At 38.2% G+C, this 22,342-nt stretch carries 24 protein-coding genes and 1 tRNA gene; 15 read left to right on the top strand and 10 right to left on the bottom strand.

Features of this window, described 5'->3' with window-relative positions; all coding sequences use genetic code 11:
• The first annotated feature begins 23 nt into the window (after positions 1–23).
• The 3 genes from CVT14_RS10740 (at position 24) to CVT14_RS06880 (ending at position 2,407) form a co-directional block, all read left to right on the top strand.
• The gene (locus CVT14_RS10740) at positions 24–179 is read left to right on the top strand and encodes a hypothetical protein (RefSeq protein WP_181001016.1); all 156 of its coding nucleotides are present in this window, start codon (positions 24–26) and stop codon (positions 177–179) included.
• A gap of 58 nt (positions 180–237) precedes the next feature.
• Positions 238–327 (top strand) — tRNA-Ser (locus tag CVT14_RS06885).
• A 211-nt stretch (positions 328–538) separates the two neighbouring features.
• Positions 539–2,407, top strand: coding sequence for a nuclease-related domain-containing DEAD/DEAH box helicase (locus CVT14_RS06880; RefSeq protein WP_107849988.1), 1,869 nt, complete (start codon positions 539–541; stop codon positions 2,405–2,407).
• A gap of 6 nt (positions 2,408–2,413) precedes the next feature.
• Here CVT14_RS06880 and tpx read toward each other — a convergent pair whose 3' ends face one another.
• From tpx to CVT14_RS06865, 3 genes are all read right to left on the bottom strand, one after another.
• Positions 2,414–2,944 (bottom strand): thiol peroxidase, encoded by a 531-nt coding sequence (gene tpx / locus CVT14_RS06875; protein WP_009295238.1) that lies wholly within the window; start codon positions 2,942–2,944, stop codon positions 2,414–2,416.
• A 9-nt stretch (positions 2,945–2,953) separates the two neighbouring features.
• Entirely contained in the window at positions 2,954–4,096 is a 1,143-nt protein-coding gene (locus CVT14_RS06870) for a trans-sulfuration enzyme family protein (protein ID WP_107849987.1), read from the bottom strand.
• A 218-nt stretch (positions 4,097–4,314) separates the two neighbouring features.
• Positions 4,315–4,770 (bottom strand): DIP1984 family protein, encoded by a 456-nt coding sequence (locus CVT14_RS06865; protein ID WP_103599097.1) that lies wholly within the window; start codon positions 4,768–4,770, stop codon positions 4,315–4,317.
• Positions 4,771–4,858: 88 nt separating this feature from the next.
• On the opposite strand from CVT14_RS06865, the gene CVT14_RS06860 reads away from it, so the two are divergent.
• Together CVT14_RS06860 and CVT14_RS10650 are read left to right on the top strand one after the other, a co-directional pair.
• Complete coding sequence (locus tag CVT14_RS06860) at positions 4,859–6,025, top strand: MalY/PatB family protein (RefSeq protein WP_103599098.1); 1,167 nt, start codon at positions 4,859–4,861, stop codon at positions 6,023–6,025.
• Between the two features lie 222 nt (positions 6,026–6,247).
• Entirely contained in the window at positions 6,248–6,412 is a 165-nt protein-coding gene (locus CVT14_RS10650) for a hypothetical protein (RefSeq protein WP_159071748.1), read from the top strand.
• 195 nt (positions 6,413–6,607) lie between these two features.
• Here CVT14_RS10650 and sodB read toward each other — a convergent pair whose 3' ends face one another.
• Complete coding sequence (sodB, locus tag CVT14_RS06855) at positions 6,608–7,225, bottom strand: superoxide dismutase [Fe] (RefSeq protein WP_103599099.1); 618 nt, start codon at positions 7,223–7,225, stop codon at positions 6,608–6,610.
• A 469-nt stretch (positions 7,226–7,694) separates the two neighbouring features.
• Between sodB and CVT14_RS06850 the strand changes: the two genes are divergently transcribed.
• Genes CVT14_RS06850 through CVT14_RS06840 form a run of 3 tightly spaced genes read left to right on the top strand, consistent with a single transcriptional unit; the run spans position 7,695 to position 10,524 of the window.
• Positions 7,695–8,687 (top strand): DctP family TRAP transporter solute-binding subunit, encoded by a 993-nt coding sequence (locus tag CVT14_RS06850; RefSeq protein ID WP_021089263.1) that lies wholly within the window; start codon positions 7,695–7,697, stop codon positions 8,685–8,687.
• Positions 8,687–9,229 (top strand): TRAP transporter small permease, encoded by a 543-nt coding sequence (locus CVT14_RS06845; protein ID WP_021084026.1) that lies wholly within the window; start codon positions 8,687–8,689, stop codon positions 9,227–9,229. Before CVT14_RS06850 ends, CVT14_RS06845 begins: the two co-directional genes overlap by 1 nt.
• Before the next feature lie 11 nt (positions 9,230–9,240).
• On the top strand, positions 9,241–10,524 hold the full coding sequence (locus tag CVT14_RS06840) for a TRAP transporter large permease (protein WP_021089224.1): 1,284 nt from the start codon (positions 9,241–9,243) through the stop codon (positions 10,522–10,524).
• Positions 10,525–10,549: 25 nt separating this feature from the next.
• Here CVT14_RS06840 and CVT14_RS06835 read toward each other — a convergent pair whose 3' ends face one another.
• The 5 genes from CVT14_RS06835 to CVT14_RS06820 are packed head-to-tail and all read right to left on the bottom strand — an operon-like array spanning position 10,550 to position 15,382.
• Positions 10,550–11,599, bottom strand: a complete 1,050-nt coding sequence (locus CVT14_RS06835) for a GGDEF domain-containing protein (RefSeq protein ID WP_021089238.1) — start codon at positions 11,597–11,599, stop codon at positions 10,550–10,552.
• Entirely contained in the window at positions 11,592–12,686 is a 1,095-nt protein-coding gene (locus tag CVT14_RS06830) for a GGDEF domain-containing protein (RefSeq protein ID WP_107849986.1), read from the bottom strand. Before CVT14_RS06830 ends, CVT14_RS06835 begins: the two co-directional genes overlap by 8 nt.
• Positions 12,687–12,731: 45 nt before the next feature.
• Positions 12,732–12,890, bottom strand: coding sequence for a hypothetical protein (locus CVT14_RS10735; protein ID WP_002941615.1), 159 nt, complete (start codon positions 12,888–12,890; stop codon positions 12,732–12,734).
• A 10-nt stretch (positions 12,891–12,900) separates the two neighbouring features.
• Positions 12,901–14,745, bottom strand: coding sequence for a mechanosensitive ion channel domain-containing protein (locus CVT14_RS06825; RefSeq protein ID WP_107849985.1), 1,845 nt, complete (start codon positions 14,743–14,745; stop codon positions 12,901–12,903).
• Entirely contained in the window at positions 14,738–15,382 is a 645-nt protein-coding gene (locus tag CVT14_RS06820) for a carbonic anhydrase (RefSeq protein ID WP_021086289.1), read from the bottom strand. Before CVT14_RS06820 ends, CVT14_RS06825 begins: the two co-directional genes overlap by 8 nt.
• 171 nt (positions 15,383–15,553) lie before the next feature.
• Here CVT14_RS06820 and CVT14_RS06815 point away from each other — a divergent pair, with 171 nt between their 5' ends.
• From CVT14_RS06815 to frr, 5 genes are all read left to right on the top strand, one after another.
• Positions 15,554–16,252, top strand: a complete 699-nt coding sequence (locus CVT14_RS06815) for a Bax inhibitor-1/YccA family protein (protein WP_002941542.1) — start codon at positions 15,554–15,556, stop codon at positions 16,250–16,252.
• Positions 16,245–16,628, top strand: coding sequence for a hypothetical protein (locus CVT14_RS06810; RefSeq protein ID WP_021089275.1), 384 nt, complete (start codon positions 16,245–16,247; stop codon positions 16,626–16,628). The genes CVT14_RS06815 and CVT14_RS06810 overlap by 8 nt, the downstream gene beginning before the upstream one ends.
• Before the next feature lie 62 nt (positions 16,629–16,690).
• Complete coding sequence (gene secG, locus CVT14_RS06805) at positions 16,691–17,020, top strand: preprotein translocase subunit SecG (RefSeq protein WP_021087232.1); 330 nt, start codon at positions 16,691–16,693, stop codon at positions 17,018–17,020.
• Between the two features lie 2 nt (positions 17,021–17,022).
• Complete coding sequence (locus CVT14_RS06800; protein WP_107849984.1) at positions 17,023–17,982, top strand: polysaccharide deacetylase family protein; 960 nt, start codon at positions 17,023–17,025, stop codon at positions 17,980–17,982.
• Positions 17,972–18,529: a ribosome recycling factor gene (gene frr / locus CVT14_RS06795; protein ID WP_087581160.1), complete on the top strand. Its 558-nt coding sequence runs from the start codon at positions 17,972–17,974 to the stop codon at positions 18,527–18,529. Before CVT14_RS06800 ends, frr begins: the two co-directional genes overlap by 11 nt.
• Positions 18,530–18,635: 106 nt before the next feature.
• Here the strand turns inward: frr and CVT14_RS06790 are convergent, their stop codons facing one another.
• Entirely contained in the window at positions 18,636–19,313 is a 678-nt protein-coding gene (locus CVT14_RS06790; protein WP_021089222.1) for a hypothetical protein, read from the bottom strand.
• A gap of 102 nt (positions 19,314–19,415) precedes the next feature.
• Here CVT14_RS06790 and CVT14_RS06785 point away from each other — a divergent pair, with 102 nt between their 5' ends.
• Both CVT14_RS06785 and CVT14_RS06780 read left to right on the top strand, forming a co-directional pair.
• Positions 19,416–21,791 (top strand): molybdopterin-dependent oxidoreductase, encoded by a 2,376-nt coding sequence (locus tag CVT14_RS06785; protein WP_021089231.1) that lies wholly within the window; start codon positions 19,416–19,418, stop codon positions 21,789–21,791.
• 3 nt (positions 21,792–21,794) lie between these two features.
• Entirely contained in the window at positions 21,795–22,325 is a 531-nt protein-coding gene (locus CVT14_RS06780) for a hypothetical protein (protein WP_035169966.1), read from the top strand.
• Positions 22,326–22,342: the final 17 nt, after the last annotated feature.

Here is a 22,342-nt window from a genome sequence, read left to right as displayed (position 1 = left end):
AATAACCACATAAAGGGATAACGATGAAAAAATTGCTTTTAATAGTATGTATGGCATTTTTTGTAGTAGGTTGTTCAAACACTTGGCACGGCGTAAAAGAAGATAGCCACAACGCCAAAGAATGGACTAAAGAGAAGATCAATGACGGCGCTAGTTACGTCAAAGAAAAAACAGAATAATTCTTAGTGGTTATAGCAAATTTTAAGCAAAGTTGGCTATAATCACAAATCTTATAATCGGGAGATGGCTGAGCGGTCGAAAGCGGCGGTCTTGAAAACCGTTGAGGTGTGAAAGCCTCCTGGGGTTCGAATCCCTATCTCCCGGCCACTTTAAATTTCAAATCATCTTTTATTTTTTCAGTCATTTTTTCTTATTCCTCCAATTTATAAATTTGTATTTTTACCATAAAAATTTATTTTAAATTCACCCGTAAGGCTTAAATTTAATCTCAAACTAAATTTTAACAATGTACGGTTTCAAACTCTAAGATTAAAATTTATAAAATAGCAAAGTTGTTAAAAATTTAAAGGAGTGGTTTATGAACATAAAAAGCATTTTTAGTAAGATCTTTAAAGGTGAGCAGGGTGAGGCCGATGTGCTCGAGGCTATCGGTAAAATCTTAAACCAAAAAGGCGATGAAAACTACTATCTCATCCCAAAGGCGAGCATCGACGATCCTGCAGGCTCTTCTATGGAGATCGACCTGCTTTTGCTCCATCCAGTGCTTGGAATTTACGTCATCGAGGTGAAAAACTGGAGCGACCTTGAGCAAATGGATGAAAATAATCCATACGAACAGGTGAAAATTTATCAAAGAATGCTTCTTGCAAAGATAGAATCAGAGCTTAAAAAAGTGCCTATAAATGTCGAGTACAGGGTCATTTTCCCCTCTATAAGCAAGGCCGAGGCTAGTAAATTTTACGCGAAAAATCCAAGCTATCTAAATTTAAAAAATCACACCTTTTTCAAGGACGATCTAACAGATGAGGACATCTTTGCTAAGTTTTTCAACTCCTCTATAAGCACGCTACCAAACAAAAAAGAGTTTCTTAAAATTTCAGAAATGCTTGTTAATCAAAGCAGGCTAAAACAAAAGATAATCCCGATAATCACGAAAGATGAAGTGATGTTTTTTGACCACAAGCAGCTTAGTATCATGAACGGCTACACTGACGGTTTTCGCGTGATCAGAGGCGTGGCTGGCACTGGCAAGACGATGATACTTGCAAATTTTGTTGCAAATAGGCTTGAGCGTGACGAAAATGAGAAATTTCTCGTGCTTTGCTTTAATAAAAATTTAGCCCAAAATATCAAGTCAAGCTTTGGCGATAAATTTATAAACAAAAACATAGCCGTTTATCCGATCATCTCGCTGCTAAAACGTATAGAATTTGATGAAGCAAAGCTTGGCATGGATGAAAATACAAACATCAGCCAAAAGTATCAAATTTACGAATCAGACGAAGCGATTGCCGAGTTTAGAGCGAAATTTAAGGCCCACCTTGCAAAGCATCCGATCGACTACGTCCTTTGTGACGAGACCCAGGATATGCCAGCTGGCTTTATGCGCGTCATCTACGAGGAGATAAAGGACTGCATATTTTTCATCGACGAGGCGCAGAAATTTTACACATACACGATGAACAACATCGCCGACATCTTTCACCATCCAAAATTTGAGCGCATCGATATGAGAGGGCGCGTGAAAAACCTAAAAAACGTCTACCGAACACCTTCAAACATCGCTAGGTGCGCATTTGAGATCTTACAAAAGGATTCAGCGATAAATGACTACTACAAAAAGAGCTTTTATCTAAATCAAGACTTCATCTCAGACATCCAGTGCATCTTGCAAGATGGCAGCATAAAAGTAGCTGAGCTTGATGAATTTGCGGGACTTAAAAAGTGCCTAAAAGCCTTACCAAATGGCGAAACAAGCGTCATTTTAAGTAATAGCAAGGTCGCTGTAAATGCCATAAAAGAGAGCGTCTTGCCAGAGGGTAAAAACGTAGAGGTTTTGACGATACAGTCCATTAAAGGCCTTGAAGCGCAAAATGTCATCATCCACAACTTTTTGCCGTTTTTGCAAACCATATATAAAAATGAAAGGGCACTTTTTTATAGAAAAATTTACGTCTTACTGACTAGAAGCCGTGAAAATTTATATATTTCACTGCCTAAAAATTTGGATGAAAATTTGCCAGATGAGATAAAGCAGGTGATAGAGGTCATCAAAAAATACGCAAGCATCACGCAAGACTTGCCACCAAAAAATGAACAAATAAAAGAAAAATCAGGCCTAAAACTAGCCCAAATAAGGCCAGTTTTAAGGGGTGTAGAAGAGGTTGGTGAGCTAGTGGTGACAGGCAGTCAGCTCTTTGCCATCATAGCTGGGCTATTTGCATAGTAAATCTTAATGGCAGCCGCAGCCACAACCACATCCGCCGCTTTGTTTTATAGCGTCAAAAACTGCGTCGTAGTTTGGCTCCTGGGTCACTTCGGGGACGATTTGCTTGTGAATGATGACGCCATCTTTGATGACAAAGACCGCTCTTGCAAGCAAGCCTTTTAGCGCCCCATCACTCATTAGCATGCCGTAATTTTGGGCAAATTCGCCGTATCTAAAGTCGCTTCCCACGCGCAAATTTGCTATGCCCTCAGTCGTGCAAAATCTCCCCATCGCAAATGGCAGGTCGTTTGAGATGATGCTAAGCTTTACGCCGTGTTTGCCGGCTACTTTTTCGTTAAATTTACGTGCTTCTGCCGCGCAAACGCCAGTATCAAGTGAAGGCAAACAGACAAGCACCTCTATGCCATTATTTCCGCCCACGCTAAATTCGCTAAGATCTTGCGCTACGACTCTTGCTTCAGGCGCATAAGAGCCAACAAATAGCTCATTTCCGCTTAAATTTACCTCACTGCCTTTAAATTTTGTAGTTGCCATGATTTCTCCTTATCTTTTAGCTTTTTTAAATGCTTGATCAAGGTCAGCTATTAGATCATCGACGTTTTCGATGCCGATGGCTAGGCGAAGCAAATTTTGCTTTATGCCGATCTTATCTAGCAACTCTTTTGGATATGCCTCGTGCGTCATCGTAGCAGGCCTGCAAATAAGGCTCTCTACGCCACCAAGGCTCACTGCTAGATCAAAAATTTCTAGCGCTTTTACAAATTTATTTACATCATATTTTTCATCAAGTTCAAATGAGATAAGAGCGCCGATGTCGCTTGCTTGAGCCGCTTGCATCTTTGCCTCTTGCTCGCTATATGAGCCAGGGAAATGCACCATGCTAACGGCGTCATTATTCTCTAAAAATTTGATGATTTTATGGGTATTTTGCGTTTGTCTGTCAAACCTAACGCTAAGCGTTTTAAGCCCACGTATTAGGTAGTATGCGTCCATCGGACTGATGATGCCACCAAGCGTGTTTTTGGCAAATTTGATCTTTTCAGCCAAAGCATCATCGTTTAGCGTGACGATACCAGCGATCACGTCAGCATGTCCGCCGATATATTTTGTGGCGCTATATACTACGATGTCAGCTCCGTGCTCAAGCACTTTTTGATAGTAAGGCGTCAAAAATGTATTATCCACGATGACTAGAGCACCCTTTTTATGAGCGATCTTTGAAATTCTAGCGACATCAGTCACTCTTAAGAGAGGATTTGAGGGAGTTTCGATGAAGATAGCTGCCACGTCGTCGCTTATGTCATCTTCGCTTAAAAAATTTAGATCATCTATAAATTCGCTCTTTATGCCGTGGCTTTCAAAAACAGTCGTGACATACCTATATGTGCCACCATAGACGTTGCTATTTAGCAGGACTTTTTGCCCTGTTTTTATAAGGCTAAGTGCGGCTGCTGTTGCTGCCATGCCTGAGCCAAAGCTAAATGCATATTTGCTACCTTCAACTTTAGCAAAGATATCATCAAATGCCTTTTTCGTAGGATTGTTGCCACGAGAGTAGGCAAATTCTTGAAAATTTTCAAGGTCATCTTGCACGAAGGTACTAGCTAAAAATACTGGCGGAACAACCGCTTTGTTTGGGTTGTTTTTGGCTTCGATGCCTTTTACGATGAGAGTGTCTAGTTTCATAAATTTCCTTTTTAAAAATTTACGAAATTTTACATGATAAAGATTAATTTTCCCCAAACCCACCCAAAATATAGCCAAACCAGTAAGTGGTAGTAAAAGTGCTTTTTAAATTTGCATTTGTAAGATTGCTAAGACTAAATTTAAGCTTTTGCCTGGTCTTCGCAAGCCGCCAATGTATGGTTTTTTACTCGCTTTTGGCTAAATTTTTACCATAAATTTTACTCTACTAGTTCAATCGCCCAGTTTGCCTCCTGAAGTTTCATCTCGAGCTCTCTGATCTCTTTTGAAAGCGCATCCACTTGCTTTTGAAGCGCGCTAACATCGACTGTGCTTAAAATTTTGATCTCGCTATTTGAGTAAAGATCCACTTTTTGACTAGCGCTTGTTGCAAACTCCCTAAGCACGTTTGCTTTTAGCGTCAAAGCGTCCTTTTTAGCGATCATCTCAGTTAGGCTCATGCCATCAAATTTAGCGCTTGAGTTTGTTAAATTTATAGAGCAAATGAGCGTGAAAAGCTCGCTTGTTAGCTTGTCAAGCTCTTTTAAAAGAAGCTTTGGATCCTCGCTTGGACTTTCGTTCTCCTGCGTTTTTGCATTGCTAAGTAGCCTAACTTTTAGCTGTTCGATGCGCTTTTGCGTGTCAGATCTTAGGATGAGAGCCTGAGCTAGTTTCATCATTTTTCCTTTTTGGGTATTAAATTTTTAAATCATCTTAGTATCTTTTGGGTTATAATTGATTTAAAATTTTATTTAAGGAAAAGCTATGAAGTACGATTTTGACACATTAGTAAGCAGAGAAGGCACAAACTCATCAAAATGGCGTATGAAAAATGACGTTTTGCCGATGTGGGTTGCAGATATGGACTTTAAGGCTGCACCTGAGATATTAAGTGTCTTGCAAAAGCGCCTTGATAACGGCGTCTTTGGCTACTCGTTCATCCCAAAAGAGTGGAATGAGGCGATAAGGAGCTGGTGGCAAAGACGTCACAATGTGGGGTTTCAAAACGAGTGGATCTGCTTTTGCACGGGCGTCATACCAGCACTTTCGACGGCTATTAGGAGATTTAGCAGCCCGGGAGATCAAATTTTAGTGCAAGCGCCCGTTTATCACGTCTTTTTTAACTGCATAAAAAACAACGGCCGTGAAATTTTATCAAACGACCTTGTTTACAAAAATGGCTCTTATGAGATAGACTTTGACGACCTTGAGGCAAAGCTAGCCCAGCCACTAACGACCATGATGCTACTTTGTAATCCCCACAATCCAATAGGTAAAATTTGGGACAAAGAGACGCTAAAAAAGATAGGTGAGCTTTGCTACAAGCACGGCGTTTTGGTCATTAGCGATGAAATTCACTGCGACATAACCGACCCTAGGCTAAGCTACGTACCATTTATCAGCGTTAGCGAGGAGTGCAAAAACAACTCCATAACGTGCATATCGCCAACAAAGGCCTTTAACATAGCTGGCCTTCAAAGCTCAGCCGTCGTCACGCCAAATGAAAAGATCAGATCAAGACTAAATGCTGCTATCAACTACGATGAGGTTGGCGAGGCAAATGCCTTTGCGATCATCGCCGCAATCGCCGCTTTTAACGAGGGCGAGGCATGGCTTGATGAGCTAAGAGAGTATCTTTTTGAAAACAAAAAGGTCGTTGCAAACTTCATAAAAGAGCAAGGCTTGCCAGTGAAGCTCTTGCCATCGAGTGCGACCTACCTTTTGTGGCTTGACTGCAGTGCGTTTTGCGAGGATTCGAGCGAATTTATGAATTTCTTGCGCGATAAAGCGGGACTTTGGCTAAATGACGGCAACGCTTACAGAGGAGATAGATTTTTCCTTCGTATGAATATCGCAACGCAGCGCGAAAGGGTGCTTGAAGGGTTAAAACGCTTGCAAAAGGGGATAAATTTATACACTTCAAAAAGATAAATTTTGGCTGGGTGGCTTTGAAATTTAAGCCGCCCTTGCTTGATACAAAAATCTACTTGGAGCATTTTGAAGCAACAAATACTGCTCCATTTCTTAAATATCAAAGTAAGTTTTACTGATAAATTTAAAGGTGAGATAGTTGTTTTGGTTTCGTTTTATAGCGCTAAATTTAAAGTGAAAGCCACCGCATCAAAATAGGGCGGTAGCTAAAACGAGTATTTTATGTCATTTCAAAGCTATAAATATCGCGCCTATTGCTTGCTAAATTTAGCAACTCAAAAGAAATTTGAAAGTGAGATATCTTGCGCCAGCTTTAAATTTAAGAAAACTCACTTGCCAAAACAAGAATTTGAGCCATTTAAGATCGTATTATCTTTCAAAAAGTGATTTTGCTGAAAAAATTGATGATTTTAAAATTTAGAAAATAGAAATTTAAAGATGAGCTAGCTCATGCTGATTTTAAATTTATAAAAAGACCGTTTGTCAAAACAAGTGTTTGCGCTCTCTTTATAAAATGGTAAATTTGATAGTTAAATTTGAGTAAAAAGCAGAAATTTAAAGGCGGGGAGCTCCCGCCAGATATTATTTATGTAGTTCTTTTGTGTAAAACTCAACTGAGCCAAGACCCTCTTTTAGCGCCCACTCGTAAGCTTGGCTTACAAATTCCCAGTTTATGTTCTCATAAAATGTCTCTAGGTATTTTGGGCGAGCGTTGAAGTTGTCGATGTAGTAAGCGTGCTCCCAAACATCAACGACTAGAAGTGGCACTTTGCCGTCGCTCACTGGAGTTTTTGCGTTGCTAGTTTGTACGATCTCTAGCTTTTTGCTGCTTGGGTCAAATACAAGCCACGCCCAGCCTGAGCCAAAAAGCGTTGTAGCTGCTTTTAAAAACTCCTCTTTAAAATTTGCGAAATTTGCCTCGATCGCAGCTTTTAACTCGCTTGACATCCCGCTTTTTTTAGCGATGCAGTCCCAGTAAAAGTCGTGGTTATAGACTTGAGCGACGTTGTTGTAAAGGCCGCCTTCGCTATTTCTTAGGATCTCGTAAAATGAAGCGTTAGCAAATTTTGTATCTTTTATGAGATTGTTTAGATTTGCAACATAGGTTGCGTGGTGCTTGCCGTAGTGGTATTCACAGGTTTTAGCACTTACTACTGCGTTGTTGTTTGCGTCAAACGGAAGTTTTCTTAGTTCAAACATAATAATTCCTTAATAATAAAATTTGTTATTTCGCATTATAGCCACAAAAGATTAACAAACAAAATCTTTTAAAATTTAAGCCAAAAATAGGGCGTTTTTATAAAAGCTAATTTTTTTATTTTTAAAAGATGAGTGAATTTACTTTAAAAATTTATGGTTAAAGAGTGAAAATTTATATCCTAAAAGAGCAAATTTGGCTTTGCAAAAGCAAGAAAAGTAAATTTAAATTTATCTAAATGTAAAAAATAATATAAAAATATGTGTAGAAACGTAACAAAAATAGACTATAAAAATGATAAATAAATTTTTACGTTAAATTTACAAAGCAAAAACTATCTATTTCTGGTCAAAAATGTTACAAAAATACACATATAAAAATAAAGATATGTGAATTTATGAAACAAAATTTCTAAATTTTTATTTTTGAAATTTATAATGCACCTATCAAAACTATTACAAAGGATGAAAGATGAAATTCTTACAAGCTTTACTTTTTACATGTGCCATCAGTGGCTTAGCATTTGGTGCTGATAAGGTCTATACGATCAAATTTGCTCACGTTGTCGCAGCTTCTACGCCAAAGGGTAAGGCAGCTGACTTTTTTGCAAAGCGTGCTGAAGAGCTAAGTGGCGGCAAGATAAAAGTTCAAGTCTTCCCATCAGCTCAGCTACTTGATGATGATAGAGTATTTGGCGCGCTAAAGCTTGGCAACGTCCAAATGGCAGCTCCAAGCTTTTCTAAATTTACACCTATCGTGCCGCAGTTTCAGCTATTTGACCTACCTTTCATCTTTAAAGATGCAGACCACCTTCACAAGGTTCAAGACGGTGCAGTTGGCGAGGAGCTAAAAGGCCTTGTGACTAAGAAGGGCTTTGTAGCGCTTGATTACTGGGATGCTGGATTTAAGCACTTTAGCTCAAGCAAAAAGCCTATCCTCACTCCAGAAGATGCAAAAGGACAAAAATTTAGAATTCAAAGCTCAAAAGTGCTTGAAGAGCAGATCAAAGCGATCGGTGGCAACCCACAAGTTCTACCATTTTCAGAGGTTTATTCTGCACTTCAACAAGGCGTAGTTGATGCGACTGAAAACCCACTTTCAAATTTCTATAACTCTAAATTTCACGAGGTTCAAAGCTCTCTTACACTTTCTCACCACGGATATCTAGGCTATCTAGTTGTTATGAGTGATAAATTTTGGAACAAACTACCAGATGATCTAAAAGCAAATGTAAAACAAGCTCTAAGCGAAGCTACAGCTTACGAGAGAGAAGAGACAGCTAAAGAGGACGCTCACGTCATAGCTCAGCTTGAAAAATATATAGCAGAGACTAAAAAGCTAGAAATTTTCAAGATCGACGATGCACAAAAAGCTGAATGGCAAAAAGTTATGCAGGCTATCTATCCTAAATTTTACGATGTCATCGGCAAAGAGCTTATAGAAAAGACAATCGAGACAAAATAATGAAGAATTTCATTAACGCTCTTGATATATTGATAGTCTCGCTTAATAAAACTATCGCCGTTTTAGGGCTAGCTAGTGGAACGCTGCTAGCCTTTGCCAACGTCGTGGCTAGATACTTTTTTGACAAAAGCTGGTCATGGGCGAGCGAGCTATCAAACTACCTATTTATATGGTCGGCGTTTTTTGCCGCAGCGTATGGCTTTAACAAGGGCATCCACGTGAGCGTAACTATCTTGGTGGAGAAATTTCCACCAGCGCTTGCAAAGGCGTGCTTACTCTTTTCGCATATCTTAACAACTGTCTTTTTGATATTTATCGCGGTTTATTCGGTTGATTATCTTAAAATTTTACACGAGATCGAGCAGATGATCATAGACCTTGGCATACCTCAATGGGTCCCTATGCTAGTGCTTCCAATAGCCTTCGTCACAGCTAGCTACCGCTCGGCTGAAAAGGCTATCAAAGTAGCACTAACGCCTGCAGCAAAGGTCGTAAGCAACGAAGCGCACGAGCTAGCTCACGGTAGCGTAGTCAAAGACTAAGGAGAAAAAAGATGACAATAGCATTTTTATTTATCCTACTTTTTGCACTGATGCTAATAGGCGTGCCAGTCGCAGTTTCGCTAGGCACAAGTACTGTTTTAACGATGATATTTTTTACAGATATCGACATCGCTACGATCCCGCAGTTAATTTTTGATGGTATCAATAAATTTTCGCTAATGGCGATCCCGATGTTTATCTTGGCTGGAAATTTACTAAGTAAAGGCGGCTCAGCAAGACGTATCATCGACTTTGCAAAGTCTATGGTCGGGCACTTGCCAGGCGGTCTTCCTATGAGTGCGATATTTGCCTGCATCATATTTGCAGCGGTCTCTGGAAGCTCGCCTGCGACGGTTGTGGCTATTGGCTCAATAATGTTTGCAGCGATAAAAGAGGCTGGCTATCCAAAAGAGTATGCAGTGGGTGGCATAACTACGGCTGGCTCGCTTGGCATTTTGATCCCACCTTCGGTTGTTATGATCGTGTACGGCGTAACGGCAGAGGTTAGCATCGGTAAGCTCTTTATGGCGGGCGTTATGCCAGGTCTTATGCTTGGTGGCATGATGCTTGTGCAAACCTACGTTGGCGCAAAAAAGCTTGGATTTAAAGCGACTAAGGCTGAGCCACTTAAAGTAAGAGTGCAGAAATTTGCAAAAGCATTTTGGGCTCTTTTGATCGTCGTTGTGGTTATTGGCGGAATTTATGGAGGCATATTCACTCCGACTGAAGCTGCTGCAGCAAGTGCGGTCTATGCGCTATTTATCTCACTTTTTATCTATAGAGATATAAAGATAAAAGATCTTTGGGATATCTGCCTAGACTCAGCCCTTACAACAGCTATGATATTTTTCATCATCGCAAACGCCGTTGTTTTTGCATATTTGCTAACTAGCGAGCAGATCCCGCAAGCGATCGCATCGATGATACTTGATGCAAATATCGGCATGATAGGATTTTTGATATTTGTAAATATCTTGCTCTTTATCATGGGTCAGTTTATGGAGCCTTCAAGCGTTATCATGATCATGGTGCCGCTCTTGCTTCCGATAGCTACGCAACTAGGCGTTGATCCTATACACTTTGGTATCATCTTGGTTGTAAATATGGAGATAGGTATGGTCACTCCGCCTGTTGGACTAAATTTATTTGTCGCAAGCGGTCTTACAAATATGAACTTAAAAGAGGTCATTGTGGCGTGCTTGCCATGGACGCTAACCTTGTTCTTTGGCCTTATCTTGGTTACTTATATACCGCAAATTTCACTTTGGTTGCCAAACATAATGTATGGACATTAAAATTTAGAGGCTTAGGCCTCTAAATTTATCCTTTTGGATCGTAATCCGCACTCATAACGATATTTTTACCATTACGCTTACCGACATAAAGCAGCTCGTCAGCTTGCTTGATCATACGCTCGATATTTACCTCAGTGTTGCCACTGTGAGCCACGACGCCAAAGGTCATCGTTGCTATGATCCTATGGTTTTCAAATTCAACGACATTTTGATTAAGCGTCTCTCTGATACGCTCTAAGATGCTAACTGCTTTTGCCTTTTTAACGTCAAAGATAACAGCCAAAAACTCCTCACCGCCAAATCTCGCAACCCTATCTTCATTTCTAAATGCGTTTTTGAAAATTGCAGAGAGATTTTTTAGCACTTCATCTCCTGCGCCGTGTCCGTAGGTGTCATTTATCTTTTTAAAATTATCGATATCACACATCACGATAGCAAAGTCATTGCCGTCAAATAAATTCTTTTGTCTAAAAATTTGTTGCATCGAAGCGCGGTTTAAAAGTCCAGTTAGTGGGTCGTGGTTAAAGACAGCTTTAGCAGACTCTTTCTCTTCTAAGATGCCTAAGAAAATAAATAAATTTGAGCTCTCTAGTAAAAATGATGTTAGGACGGCAAACACGCAAGATGCAGTTAGGTTAAATACAAAAAATATCTCTTTGTATAAAGGATCGTCCTTTGCTGGTATATCTATCACTAGATAAAAAAGTAAAAATGCCGCGATATCTAGCAAAGAGATAATTCTGCTTAACATTTTAAAGCTAACTGATAAGAAAAAGAGGCTAATTGTCGATGTTAAAAATAAAATTTCAAAGCCCCAGCCTAGACCTAGGATAAAGACGCAAAGTGAGGCGTGGAGTAAAATTTCTACTTGCAAGATGAGCATTACGATCTTGTTGTTCTCTTCGCTATCAAAGAGTATCTTTAGTGCAAAAAGATATATGCTAACAGAAAGGATGTTTGCCACAGCCAAAATTTCTTCGCCCATGAGACAGAACATAACTAGGTAAAAAGTATGTACAGCTAGAAGTGAAAAGACGATGATCTTTTGTGAGATATAAAGTGAAATTTTAGGCATTGTCTTTGTCCTTATTTGCCTTCATGATCTCATACTCGATGCGGTCTTTGCCATTTTTCTTACCCTCGTATAGCTTTTTATCAGCTTTGTTTATGACTGTGTCGATATCAGTTATAACACCATTTGCACAAAGAACCAGACCAAAGGTCATGGTTACTGAGCTCTTATCAGGCAACTTCACCTGTGCTATCCTTGTGCCAAGTCTGGTTTCTACTTTTTTTACATCTTCAGTTTTAACTTCAGGCAAGATAACTAGAAATTCCTCTCCACCCCACCTACAAATGTGGTCATTTTCTCTAAAAGTATCTTGCAAAGCCCTTGCGATCTCTTTTAAGACCTTGTCGCCCCAATCGTGTCCGTAGGTGTCATTTATCTTTTTAAAGTTATCTATATCTCCTAGCATAACGACTAAATTTGCGTCACTGCTTTTCTCCCTAAGCTCTTTTAGCTCATATCTAAGTGTTCTCTCGATCGAGCGTCTATTTAAAAGACCGGTTAAAAAGTCATACTTAGAAATTCTCTCTATCTCCTCTTTCTCTTCGCTGATCTGTTTGTAGCCACTAGATGTGATCGCGTCAGAGAAAAACGAAAGTCTAAAGACCAAGTAAAAAGTAAAGAAAACGCTTATACAGGTTGAGCCTATTTGTACCATGGAGTCTATCTCAACTACTTTATCTTTATATGTAAGATATAGCCACAAAAGGATAAATAGCTCAAGAAGGCAGACAGAGTAGGTAAGAAGTCTTTGGTTAAAAGCCAAAAAGTAGTTTATAAAGATAACGCCAAGGAGTGTTATCCATATATTAGAGCTCCAGCCCATGCCAACAACGCCAGCGATAACTGCGGTGATGACATTTAGTTGAAAGATGGCAGAGATTAAAAATCTGTATTTGATATTAAATCTAATCCTTAAAGCAGTGCTAATAGAAAGAAATAAAAAACAGATAAAAATGATCGTTAAGTCAAAGTAAAAACTACAAAGCGCGATCAAGACAAAGGCGTTACTTGCTATCGCTACGTTTAATATCGTTTTGTAAATGTCATCGATAGCCTTATAGCTATCTTGCTCTATAAATTCCTGTACCAAGCATTCTCTCCGTTAATTTCATCCATTAAATTTAATTAGACCATTTTAATACGAGTCGTAACTATCCTCATCCTCATCGCTATCTTCATAGTTGTAGTCATTTTCGTCGTAGTTATAGTCATAGCTATCGCTACTATCCTCGTCCTCATCGTTAAATTCAGAGTAGTCTTCTTCTACCTCTTCGTAGTCAAAATCATCACTCATTTTTCTCTCCTTAAATTTTATCTTTGATATTTTCGATATACAAGCTTTGGCTTGGGAAGGCAAAATTTAGACCATTTTGCTTTAAAATATCCATAATTTTTAGCATTACATCTTGTTTTACATCTAAAAACTCTCCCCAAACGATAGTTTTGGCAAAACAATAAACTAGGATATTTATCGAGCTATCAGCAAAGTCATCAACCACGACAAATAAATTTGACTTATATCCAGCGTAGTCATCAACTGAGACTATGTTTTGTCTATATTTTAGACCTCTTTTATTAGCCGCAATATCTTCGCTTTTAGCGATATCTGGGTGATTTATCAGCATATTTTTGATGTCATTTACACATTTTTTGATCTCTTCTGTAGTTGGTCCATACTCGATGCCAATAACCATTCTTATGCGTCTGCCGACCTTTCTTCTGGTCCAGTTTCTAACAGGATCGCTCGCTAGCTTTGAGTTTGGCACGAAGATAAGGGCGTTATCAAAGCTTCTAACTGTTGTTTTTCTAAATCCTATCTCAACGACTGTGCCCTCGATGTCGCCACAAACTATCCAGTCGCCTTGTGAAAATGAGTTGTCAAAGAGCATCATAACAGATGCAAAGAAGTTTGCGATGATGTCTTTAGCAGCGAAGGCAACAGCAAGACCACCGATACCAAGTGAGGCGATGAGTGCTGAGATATCAAAGCCAAGCTTTTGAAGGATCAGTAAAAGTGTGATAATTAACACGATCACGTAGATCACTTTTAGCGCTAGGTTTATCACCTCTTTACGCTTGCTTTTTTGCGCGATCTTGTCGAGTATAGCGATGCCGTAGCCATTTAGTATGGTTAGAACAAGCCATGAAAATGCGACTATATAGATGATAGAAAAGATGTTTGCTACCGTTAGAGGCACTGGCACTGGATAAAATCCAATGCCGATACAGATGTTTAGCGCATAGATGATAAGAAGTGCTGAGATCGGCTTTTTGATGATATCAACGATCTGATTTTTAGCCTCTTTTACCCCTTCGCCTGAAGCGACGAGTGACATCACCCAGTAGGTGAGCTTGGCTAAAATTCTAGTTAGCGAGACGAAAAATAAAAATATCGCAACGATAACAACGATCTTGCCGATGTTAAATTTGCTTGAATTTATGGCTGTTGTTTTGTTTATATACTCGACTGCATCGACTAAATTTAGCTCAGACAAGAGCATGCTTGAGCTTAGAAGATCGGCGTTATTTTTAAGATAGATTAAAATTTCTTCTTCACTCTCTTTTTTCAGCTCAAGGTCAAAAAAGGCGCTGTCGTAAGAGCCTGAAGTGTCATTTAATGAGTCTTTTAGATCTTTTATACTTACATAAGAATTTGTCTGTAAATTTAAAAGTCCATTATCTATCACTTCTTTTATAGAATTTGCCTTAGCACCCTTTTTAAAGATCTCTTCAAGACTAATAAGCGCTGAGTAGTAAGCGTAATCAACCTTCATCTTCTCAAGCTCGATAGCACTTTGGATATAGGCGTCCTTGTTTGACTGCTTCTCTAGCCTAGCTACCTTTTTCTCTAGCGCCTCTTTTTGCAGATTATATTTATTGATATCGCTTTGTGTGACTTCGATCTGCATAACATAAGTCGGAATTTTCTCTAAAAGAGCGTTCTTTTTATTTTGAAGAGTGATCAAATTTGAGTTATCGATCTTTGAAGCGTTTAGGTCTTTTTGCTGAGATTTTATGATGTTTATCTGGCTGTTTAGGGTTTGAATTTGATTTGTTATGCTGATGATATCGTCTTCTTGCGTTACGTTGTTATCAGCGCCAAAAAGAGTTATGAAAGAAAGCAGGATGATGGTTAGAAACTTACGCATTTTCGCCTCTTTTGTCCGCTAAAAGCTTAAACGTGCCCTCTTTTAAATCGTAGCTAAAAATTTCGCCAGTTTCTATGATGTAGTGCCAGCCATAAATTTGAAGCTTGCCACTTTCATACTCCTCTTTTACATTTGGATATGTCATTATGTTTTCTATCGAATTTATCACGTTTAGCCTCTCGGTTAGCCACGCCATTTTGGCTGGATCGTCACTTGTAAATTTAAGCACTTCTCGCTTGATCGGCTCTATTAGCCTGATCCAGTTTCTAACGTTTGGAGTGTTTTTTAGCTTCTTTTCATCCACATAAAGTGCCGCGCATCCACCACAGTCAGAGTGCCCGCAAATGATGATGTTTTTGATGTTTAAAACTTCAAGCGCATATTCGATCGCCGAAGTGGTCGCCAAAAACTCTTCGCTCACCCTATAAGGTGGCACGATGTTTGCGATATTACGTACCATAAAAAGCTCGCCTGGTAGGCAGTTTGTTATCAAATTTGGCACGACCCTTGAATCCACGCATGATATGAAAAGCGTGTGCGGATCTTGCTTGTGTTGTAAGCTTTTAAAGAGCTCTTCATGCTCTAAAAAGCCATCTTCCATAAATTTTACTGCACCTTCAAGTATTGAATCATCCATAAAATTTATCTCCATTTTTTATATTTTTATCGCGATTATAGCAACTTTTATTTAATCAAAAAAATGCCCTCTAAAACGGACTTTAAACTAATATTTTTTATTAAACTTCTTTTTATTTATTGTTTAATTATTTTAGGCTAAACTCACCGAAAAAATTCATAAGGAGAAAAAATGAGTTTGTATGATAGAAACTACGCTAAGCAAAATCAAGAAGAGCTTGCGTATTCTCAAAGCTCACTAAGCACTTTTATAAAACAAACTTATCAACTTTTTGCAGCATCACTACTTTCAGCTACTGCTGGCGCTTACGTAGGCATTAGCATTGCTGGCGTTTTTGCGGCAAATAGATTTTTGTTTTGGGGACTTGTGATACTAGAGTTTGTGTTGCTTTTTGGGCTAATGGCAGCTAAACGCAAAGAGGGATTAAATTTAATACTTCTTTTTGCATTTACATTTGTAAGCGGTCTTACGCTAACTCCGCTACTTTCAGCGATCCTTGCTATGCCAAGTGGCGCTAGTATCGTGGCTCAAGCATTTGGTTTGACAACAGTTGCATTTGGTGCGTTAAGCGTCTTTGCGATGAATACAAAACGCGACTTTACAACGATGGGCAAGATGCTGTTTATAACTTTGATAGTTATCGTTGTGGCAGCGATCATCAACATTTTCGTTAAAAGCACGATGTTCCAACTTGTAATCGCAAGTATTTCATCGATCTTATTTAGTGCTTACATACTTTTTGATACACAAAATATCATCCGTGGCAACTACGAGACGCCGGTTGAAGGCGCAGTTGCTTTGTATCTTGATTTTGTAAATTTATTTACATCATTACTACAAATTTTAGGCATTTTTAATAGAAATGACTAATGACGAGCGCATCTACCGAGTGATAGATGCGAATTTAAATAGGCTAAAAGAAGGGCTTCGCGTCGTTGAAGATATAAAAAGATATGTCTTTGATGACGCTAAGCTCGCTTATAAGATAAAATCTCTCCGCCACAAGGCAAAGATCCCACAAAAAGAATTTTTAAAATTTAGAAATTCTCAAAACGACGTTTTAAAAACCAGCACAAAAAGCGAGCAAGAAAGATCAAATTTAGACGAGATTATCACTGCAAATTTCAAGCGTGCCCAGGAGAGCGCTCGCGTGCTTGAAGAGTGCTTTAAGCTTGTAAATTTAGAGCGAGCCGAGCTTTTTAAAAGCATAAGATACGAGCTTTATGAGCTTGAAAAAGAACTTTAACTAAAAATTTAAATCTTTTCTTGTATAATCGCAAACTATTTAAAAAATTTAAAGGAAATTTCGTGAGTTTAATATTTTTAATCTTGCAATTTGTTCTAGCTGTCGTTATCACGATCGCAGTTTTACTCCAAAAGAGCTCATCTATCGGTCTTGGAGCATACAGTGGAAGCAACGAGAGCCTTTTTGGAGCAAAAGGACCAGCTGGGTTTTTAGCTAAATTTACCTTTGTGGTAGGCGTTTTGTTTATTCTAAACACACTTGCGCTTGGATATTTTTACAACAAAGATCTAAAACGCTCTATCGTTGATAGTGTCGATAGCAAATCTCTAGTCATACCAAAATCAAACGACGTGCCAGCAGCTCCTAGCGCACCACAAAATCCAGTAAAATAACAATGATAAAAACGTTTTTAGCGTCACTTTTGACGCTAACGTTTGCTTTGGCAGACGCTCACATCCTAGTTTACCACCGCTTTGACGATCCAAGACACGTTAGCACAGATATTTCTATCCAAAATTTAAGAGAGCAGTTTGAATACTTTAAAAACAATGGATTCGAAGTTGTTAAGCTATCAAGGCTTGTCGATGCGGTAAATGCTGGCGAACCGATCCCTGATAACTGGATTGTTATCACCGTTGATGATGGATACAAAAGCTTTTACAATAACGCTCTTGAGCTTTTTAAAGAGTATAACTACCCATTTGCTTTGATGGTCTATGTAGAGGCAAGCGCGAACAAATATGGTGATTATTTAGACTTTGATCAGATCAAAGAGTTAGAAGCTTACGGAGAGATCGGCTATCACTCATACGCTCATCCAAGGATGACTAAACTTAGTGATGAGGCCTTAAGAGAGGACTTTGTAAAGGGTGTTGAGACCTTTGAAAAGCATATGGGTTATAAGCCTAAATACTTCGCAGTGCCTTACGGTGAGATCGATAGTAGGGTCGTCTCTTTGGCAAAAGAATTTGGCTTTTTGGCACTTTTAAATCAAAACTCAGGCGCAGTTTCAGATAAAAGTGACGTTTATGATCTTTACAGAACGCCAGTGATGAACGGCACAAAGATAGCGCTAACTTTTAATAGTAAATTTTTAAATGCTCAGTGGATATTTCCAGAGGGCTATCCGCAAAACAACGCGATCGACAAGCTCATCATCAAGACCGACACTAACGCAAGTGAGGGCAGTTTTTTCATGACTGGCTTTGATGGCTTTAGAAAAGTACCTATGACAAATGGCGTTTTTGAGTGTAAATTTAATCCACCGCTTGATAAACGCAAAGTGTTAATGTCGCTAAAAGTAGATCATCACAGAAGTACAAAACTTCTAATAAAGGACACCAATGCTAAATAAAATTTACGATACCCAAAAAGAGGGTTGCGAAAAGGCGATCGCTTCTTTAAAACGCGATTTTACAACACTTAGAACTGGCAAGGTAAATATCAACATCCTAGATAACGTTATGGTTGATTATTATGGCTCGCCAACTCCGCTTAATCAAGTAGCCACCGTGCTTACAAGCGACGCTTCGACTATCGCTATCACCCCTTGGGAAAAGAGCATGATAAAAGCGATCTCATCAGCCATCCAAGCTGCAAATATCGGCGTCAATCCAAACAGCGACGGCGAGAGCGTTAAGCTATTTTTCCCACCGATGACCGTCGAGCAACGTCAAGAAAATGCAAAACACGCAAAAGCTATGGGCGAAAAGGCAAAAGTTAGTATAAGAAACGTGAGAAAAGACGCAAACGACGAGGTCAAAAAGCTTGAAAAAGACAAGGCTATAACTGAAGACGAGAGCAAAAAGGGACAAGATGAGGTTCAAAAGATAACTGACGCCTACACCGCAAAGATCGACACTCTCGTAAAAGAGAAAGAAGCTGAGCTTTTAAAAATATAAATTTCATTTAGAAATTTGCGCCTCTTGCAAATTTCTAAACCCCCATTTTAGCCATGTAATGTGGCTAAAATTATGTTTTAAAACAATTTGAATTTAGTCATACTTTTTAAGTATCTTTATACAAGACATATCCACGTGAACGAATATTTTTGATATTTAGTGTTAATCTATTTTTTAGAGTACCTACTAGATTTGATATTACAGCATTTGATTCCGCTCCCCCGTCAAAGACAATGTCGTCAATCTCTTCAAAAGGTATTAATTGTTCTAAATTAGAACTAAGAAGCAAAGCCAACTTATGTAATTTTTTTGGTAAAAAAATGGCTTCATTATTTAAATAGATTGTCTCATTTTGTATATCTACACTTAATGATTTAGTAATTTTTACTAAATTTATTTCAGGCATAGGGACTAATATTTTTAAGTTGTCTAAGATGGCAGCAAGTTTTATGGGTTTAAATAAAATAATCGAATCCCCGCCATTAAAATTTGAGAGCATTTTTAAATAAATTCTACGATTTTTGGCTAAAAAAATAAAATGCTGGTGCTCTGATAGTGCGAGTATTTTTTCAAACTCTATAAGCTCACTACTTTCATAAAATGTATCTAAATCAAGTATTATTGCATCTATTCTCGTACAGCAATTACAAAATGAGCTTACAAAATTTTCTGTATTCCAAATATATATGTTGTTAAAATACTTGCGTTTATCAATAACTAATTTTTCAGTTTTTTTATCTTTTAATATCACAGCTATATTTAGTTTTTCTAATATATTTCTCATGATCTGATTTTATATAGTTTAAGTAAAATATAATATTAATAATGATCTTTTTATGAAATTGCAATGTAAAATTACAGTAAATTTTTTTGAAAGGGAGTAAAATTGAAAATTTCAAGACGAGATTTTTTAAAATCAAGTGCAATAGCTGCTGCAGCCCTTGGCTCAACTCCAGTATTTGCAGAAGAAAAAGTAGCTAAAAGCGTTCCAAATGCAAGCGGATTTGGTGCGTTTTATGCAGATTTAGATGAGTCTGGCAAGATCATCAAAATTCGCCCACAAGAGTCTGATAAAGATCCAAAATACCCACTAAATGATGCTTGGATAGAGCGTGTTTATAGTGATACTCGCGTAAAATTTCCTTGTGTTAGAAAGAGCTATTTGGAAGGTAAAGACAAAAGAGAGCTTCGCGGTAAAGAAGAATTTGTTCGCGTGAGTTGGGACAAGGCATATGAACTGATAGTCAATAAACTAAAAAGTGTAAAGTCTAATGAAATTTTTAACGCCGCTTATGATGGTTGGAGCCACCCAGGACTACTTCATAACTGCGTTTCATTGCCAGGTAGATTTTTTAATACAGTTTTTGGTGGATCTGTTATCACTGATGGTGATTATTCTACTGGTGCAGCAAGTCGTGTAAATGGCGATATTATAGGTGATTTAGAAGTTTATTCACTTCAAAGTTCACATAAGACTATTTTGGAAAATACAAAAGTTTATGTGCTCTGGGGTGCAGATATTTTTAAATGCAATCAAGTAGATTATAAAGTTGCAAACCGTGCAAACAATGAAATTTATGATGAGTACGTAAAGGCTGGTATTAAATTTATAACTATAGAACCACAATACACACCTATTGCTAAAAAATTTAATGCACAATGGATAAAAATTCGCCCAAATACTGATGTTGCATTAATGCTTGGTATGATGCATTATCTATACACATCAAAGAAATACGATAAAGAATTTATTGCAAAATATACAGATGGCTTTGACAAATTTGTTCCTTATTTGCTAGGCAAAACTATGGACAAGATAGAAAAAACTCCAAACTGGGCTTCTAAAATAACTGGCGTTGATGAGGAGGTTATAAAATCTCTTGCTGATACGCTTGTATCTAATCGTAGTTTCATCGCTGGCAGTTGGTCTATTCAGCGCGCTCACCATGGAGAACAAGCTCAATGGGCACTTATAGTGCTTGCTTCTATGATCGGACAAATTGGTCTTGTAGGCGGTGGTCTTGGTCTTTCTATGCACTATTCTGGTAATGGTCAAGCCGCTTGCGACGTTAAGCTTCCTGCCGGCTTACCTCAAGGTAAAAATGAGGTTGAAGAAGTGATCCCTGCCTCAAGAATAAGTGAAGCAATCCTAAATCCAGGTAAAGAGATTAAATTTAAAGGCGAAAAGATTAAATACCCTAAAATAAAGGTTCTTTATGCAACTGGTGCAAATGTATTAGGGCATCATCCTAATGCAAATGAGATGATTAAAGCTTTAAGGACTCTTGATACTGTTATATCACAAGATCCTTGGTGGACTCCTACATCAAAATATGCTGACATTGTACTACCTGCTGCAACCCAGCTAGAGCGTGATGACATCACTTATGGAGGATCATTTTCGCAAGATTATCTGTATGCGATGAAGAAGGTTATAGAGCCACTTTATGAGTCAAAATGTGACTATGATATCTTTGCGGATATGGCTAAAATGGTTTCAGATAAGGCATTTAGGAAATTTAGCAGTGGTAAGGATAAATTTGAGCATATTAAAAAACTTTATGAAAGAAGTGATTGCCCTGATCGTATGAGTTTTGACGAATTCTGGGAGAAAGGATTTATGAAGTTTGAGCCTAGTGAAGAGGCGAAGAATTTTACTCGTCATGCTGATTTTAGAGCAGATCCAGTTAAGAATAGATTGGCTACAAAAAGTGGAAAGATCCAAATTTTCTGCCAAAAATTTGCTGATTATAAACTTGATGATTTTAAAGGTCACCCAGTATGGATTGAGCCAGCAGAATGGTTAGGTAACAAAAAATTAACTGCTAAATTTCCATTCCACTTTTTAAGTCCACACCCACTTTATAGGATCCACTCGCAAGCAGACAATAGTAATTTTATCCGCAAGATTTATAAAGTTGGTAATCGTGAACCTATAACTATAAATGATGAAGATGCAGCAACTCTTGGTATAAAAGATGGTGATACAGTCGAAGTCTTTAACTCAAGGGGTAAAATCCTAGCAGGAGCTGTTGTAACTAAAAATATAATGCGTGGAGTAGTTGCTTTACAAGAAGGTGCCTGGGTAGATCTTGATGAGAATGGAGTTTGCCAAGCTGGTAATGCAAATATATTAACAAGTAGCATTCCAACATCTAGTATGGCACAAGCTACTAGTGTAGATACATGCTTGGTAGGTATTAGAAAAAGTGATGCCGGAGAGTACAAAGGCATAAAACCACCTAAAATTATTGAGGCTTAAAATATGCGAATAGTTATAATTATGGCAATTTTGGCGAATTTTATATTCGCAAAAGATGCTTTCGTATCTGATATAAAAACTGATCTTTTTGATACAACAAACAATCAGGTAGTTGGTGAAATTTATGAAGGTTCGAAAGTTAAAGTTTTGGAGAAGAAAGGCGATTTAAGCCTTGTCGAGGTTAGTGGAGAAGTTGCTGCAAATAACCCTAAGGTTCTAGCTTATAAAAAAGAGCCACTTTTGACATTACTTAGTTTAAAAGATGATACAGCAAAGCCTAAGATGAAATTTTGGGTAAAAACTGGTGAGCTTAGTGATAATAAAGTCGAAGCTTGGGACGAAGTAGACCTTTTTTACTATGATACATGCAGTTCATGCCATGCTGCACATAAACCAAAAGAACACTCAATGCACGAGTGGGAAGCATATCTTTCGGCTATGCAATCTTTTGCAAAAATAAACGATGAGGAAAAGGCAAGAATTCTTAGATATTTGCAAGCTTTTGCAAAAGATGGTCCTGCATCTAAAAAATAATCTAAACTTGCCTTGAA

This window comes from Campylobacter concisus (assembly GCF_003048445.1).
In the GTDB taxonomy this organism is placed as follows: Bacteria; Campylobacterota; Campylobacteria; order Campylobacterales; family Campylobacteraceae; genus Campylobacter_A; species Campylobacter_A concisus_BF.
Note: the sequence above shows the minus strand (reverse complement) of the source record. Positions and strands in the feature narration are given on the sequence as shown.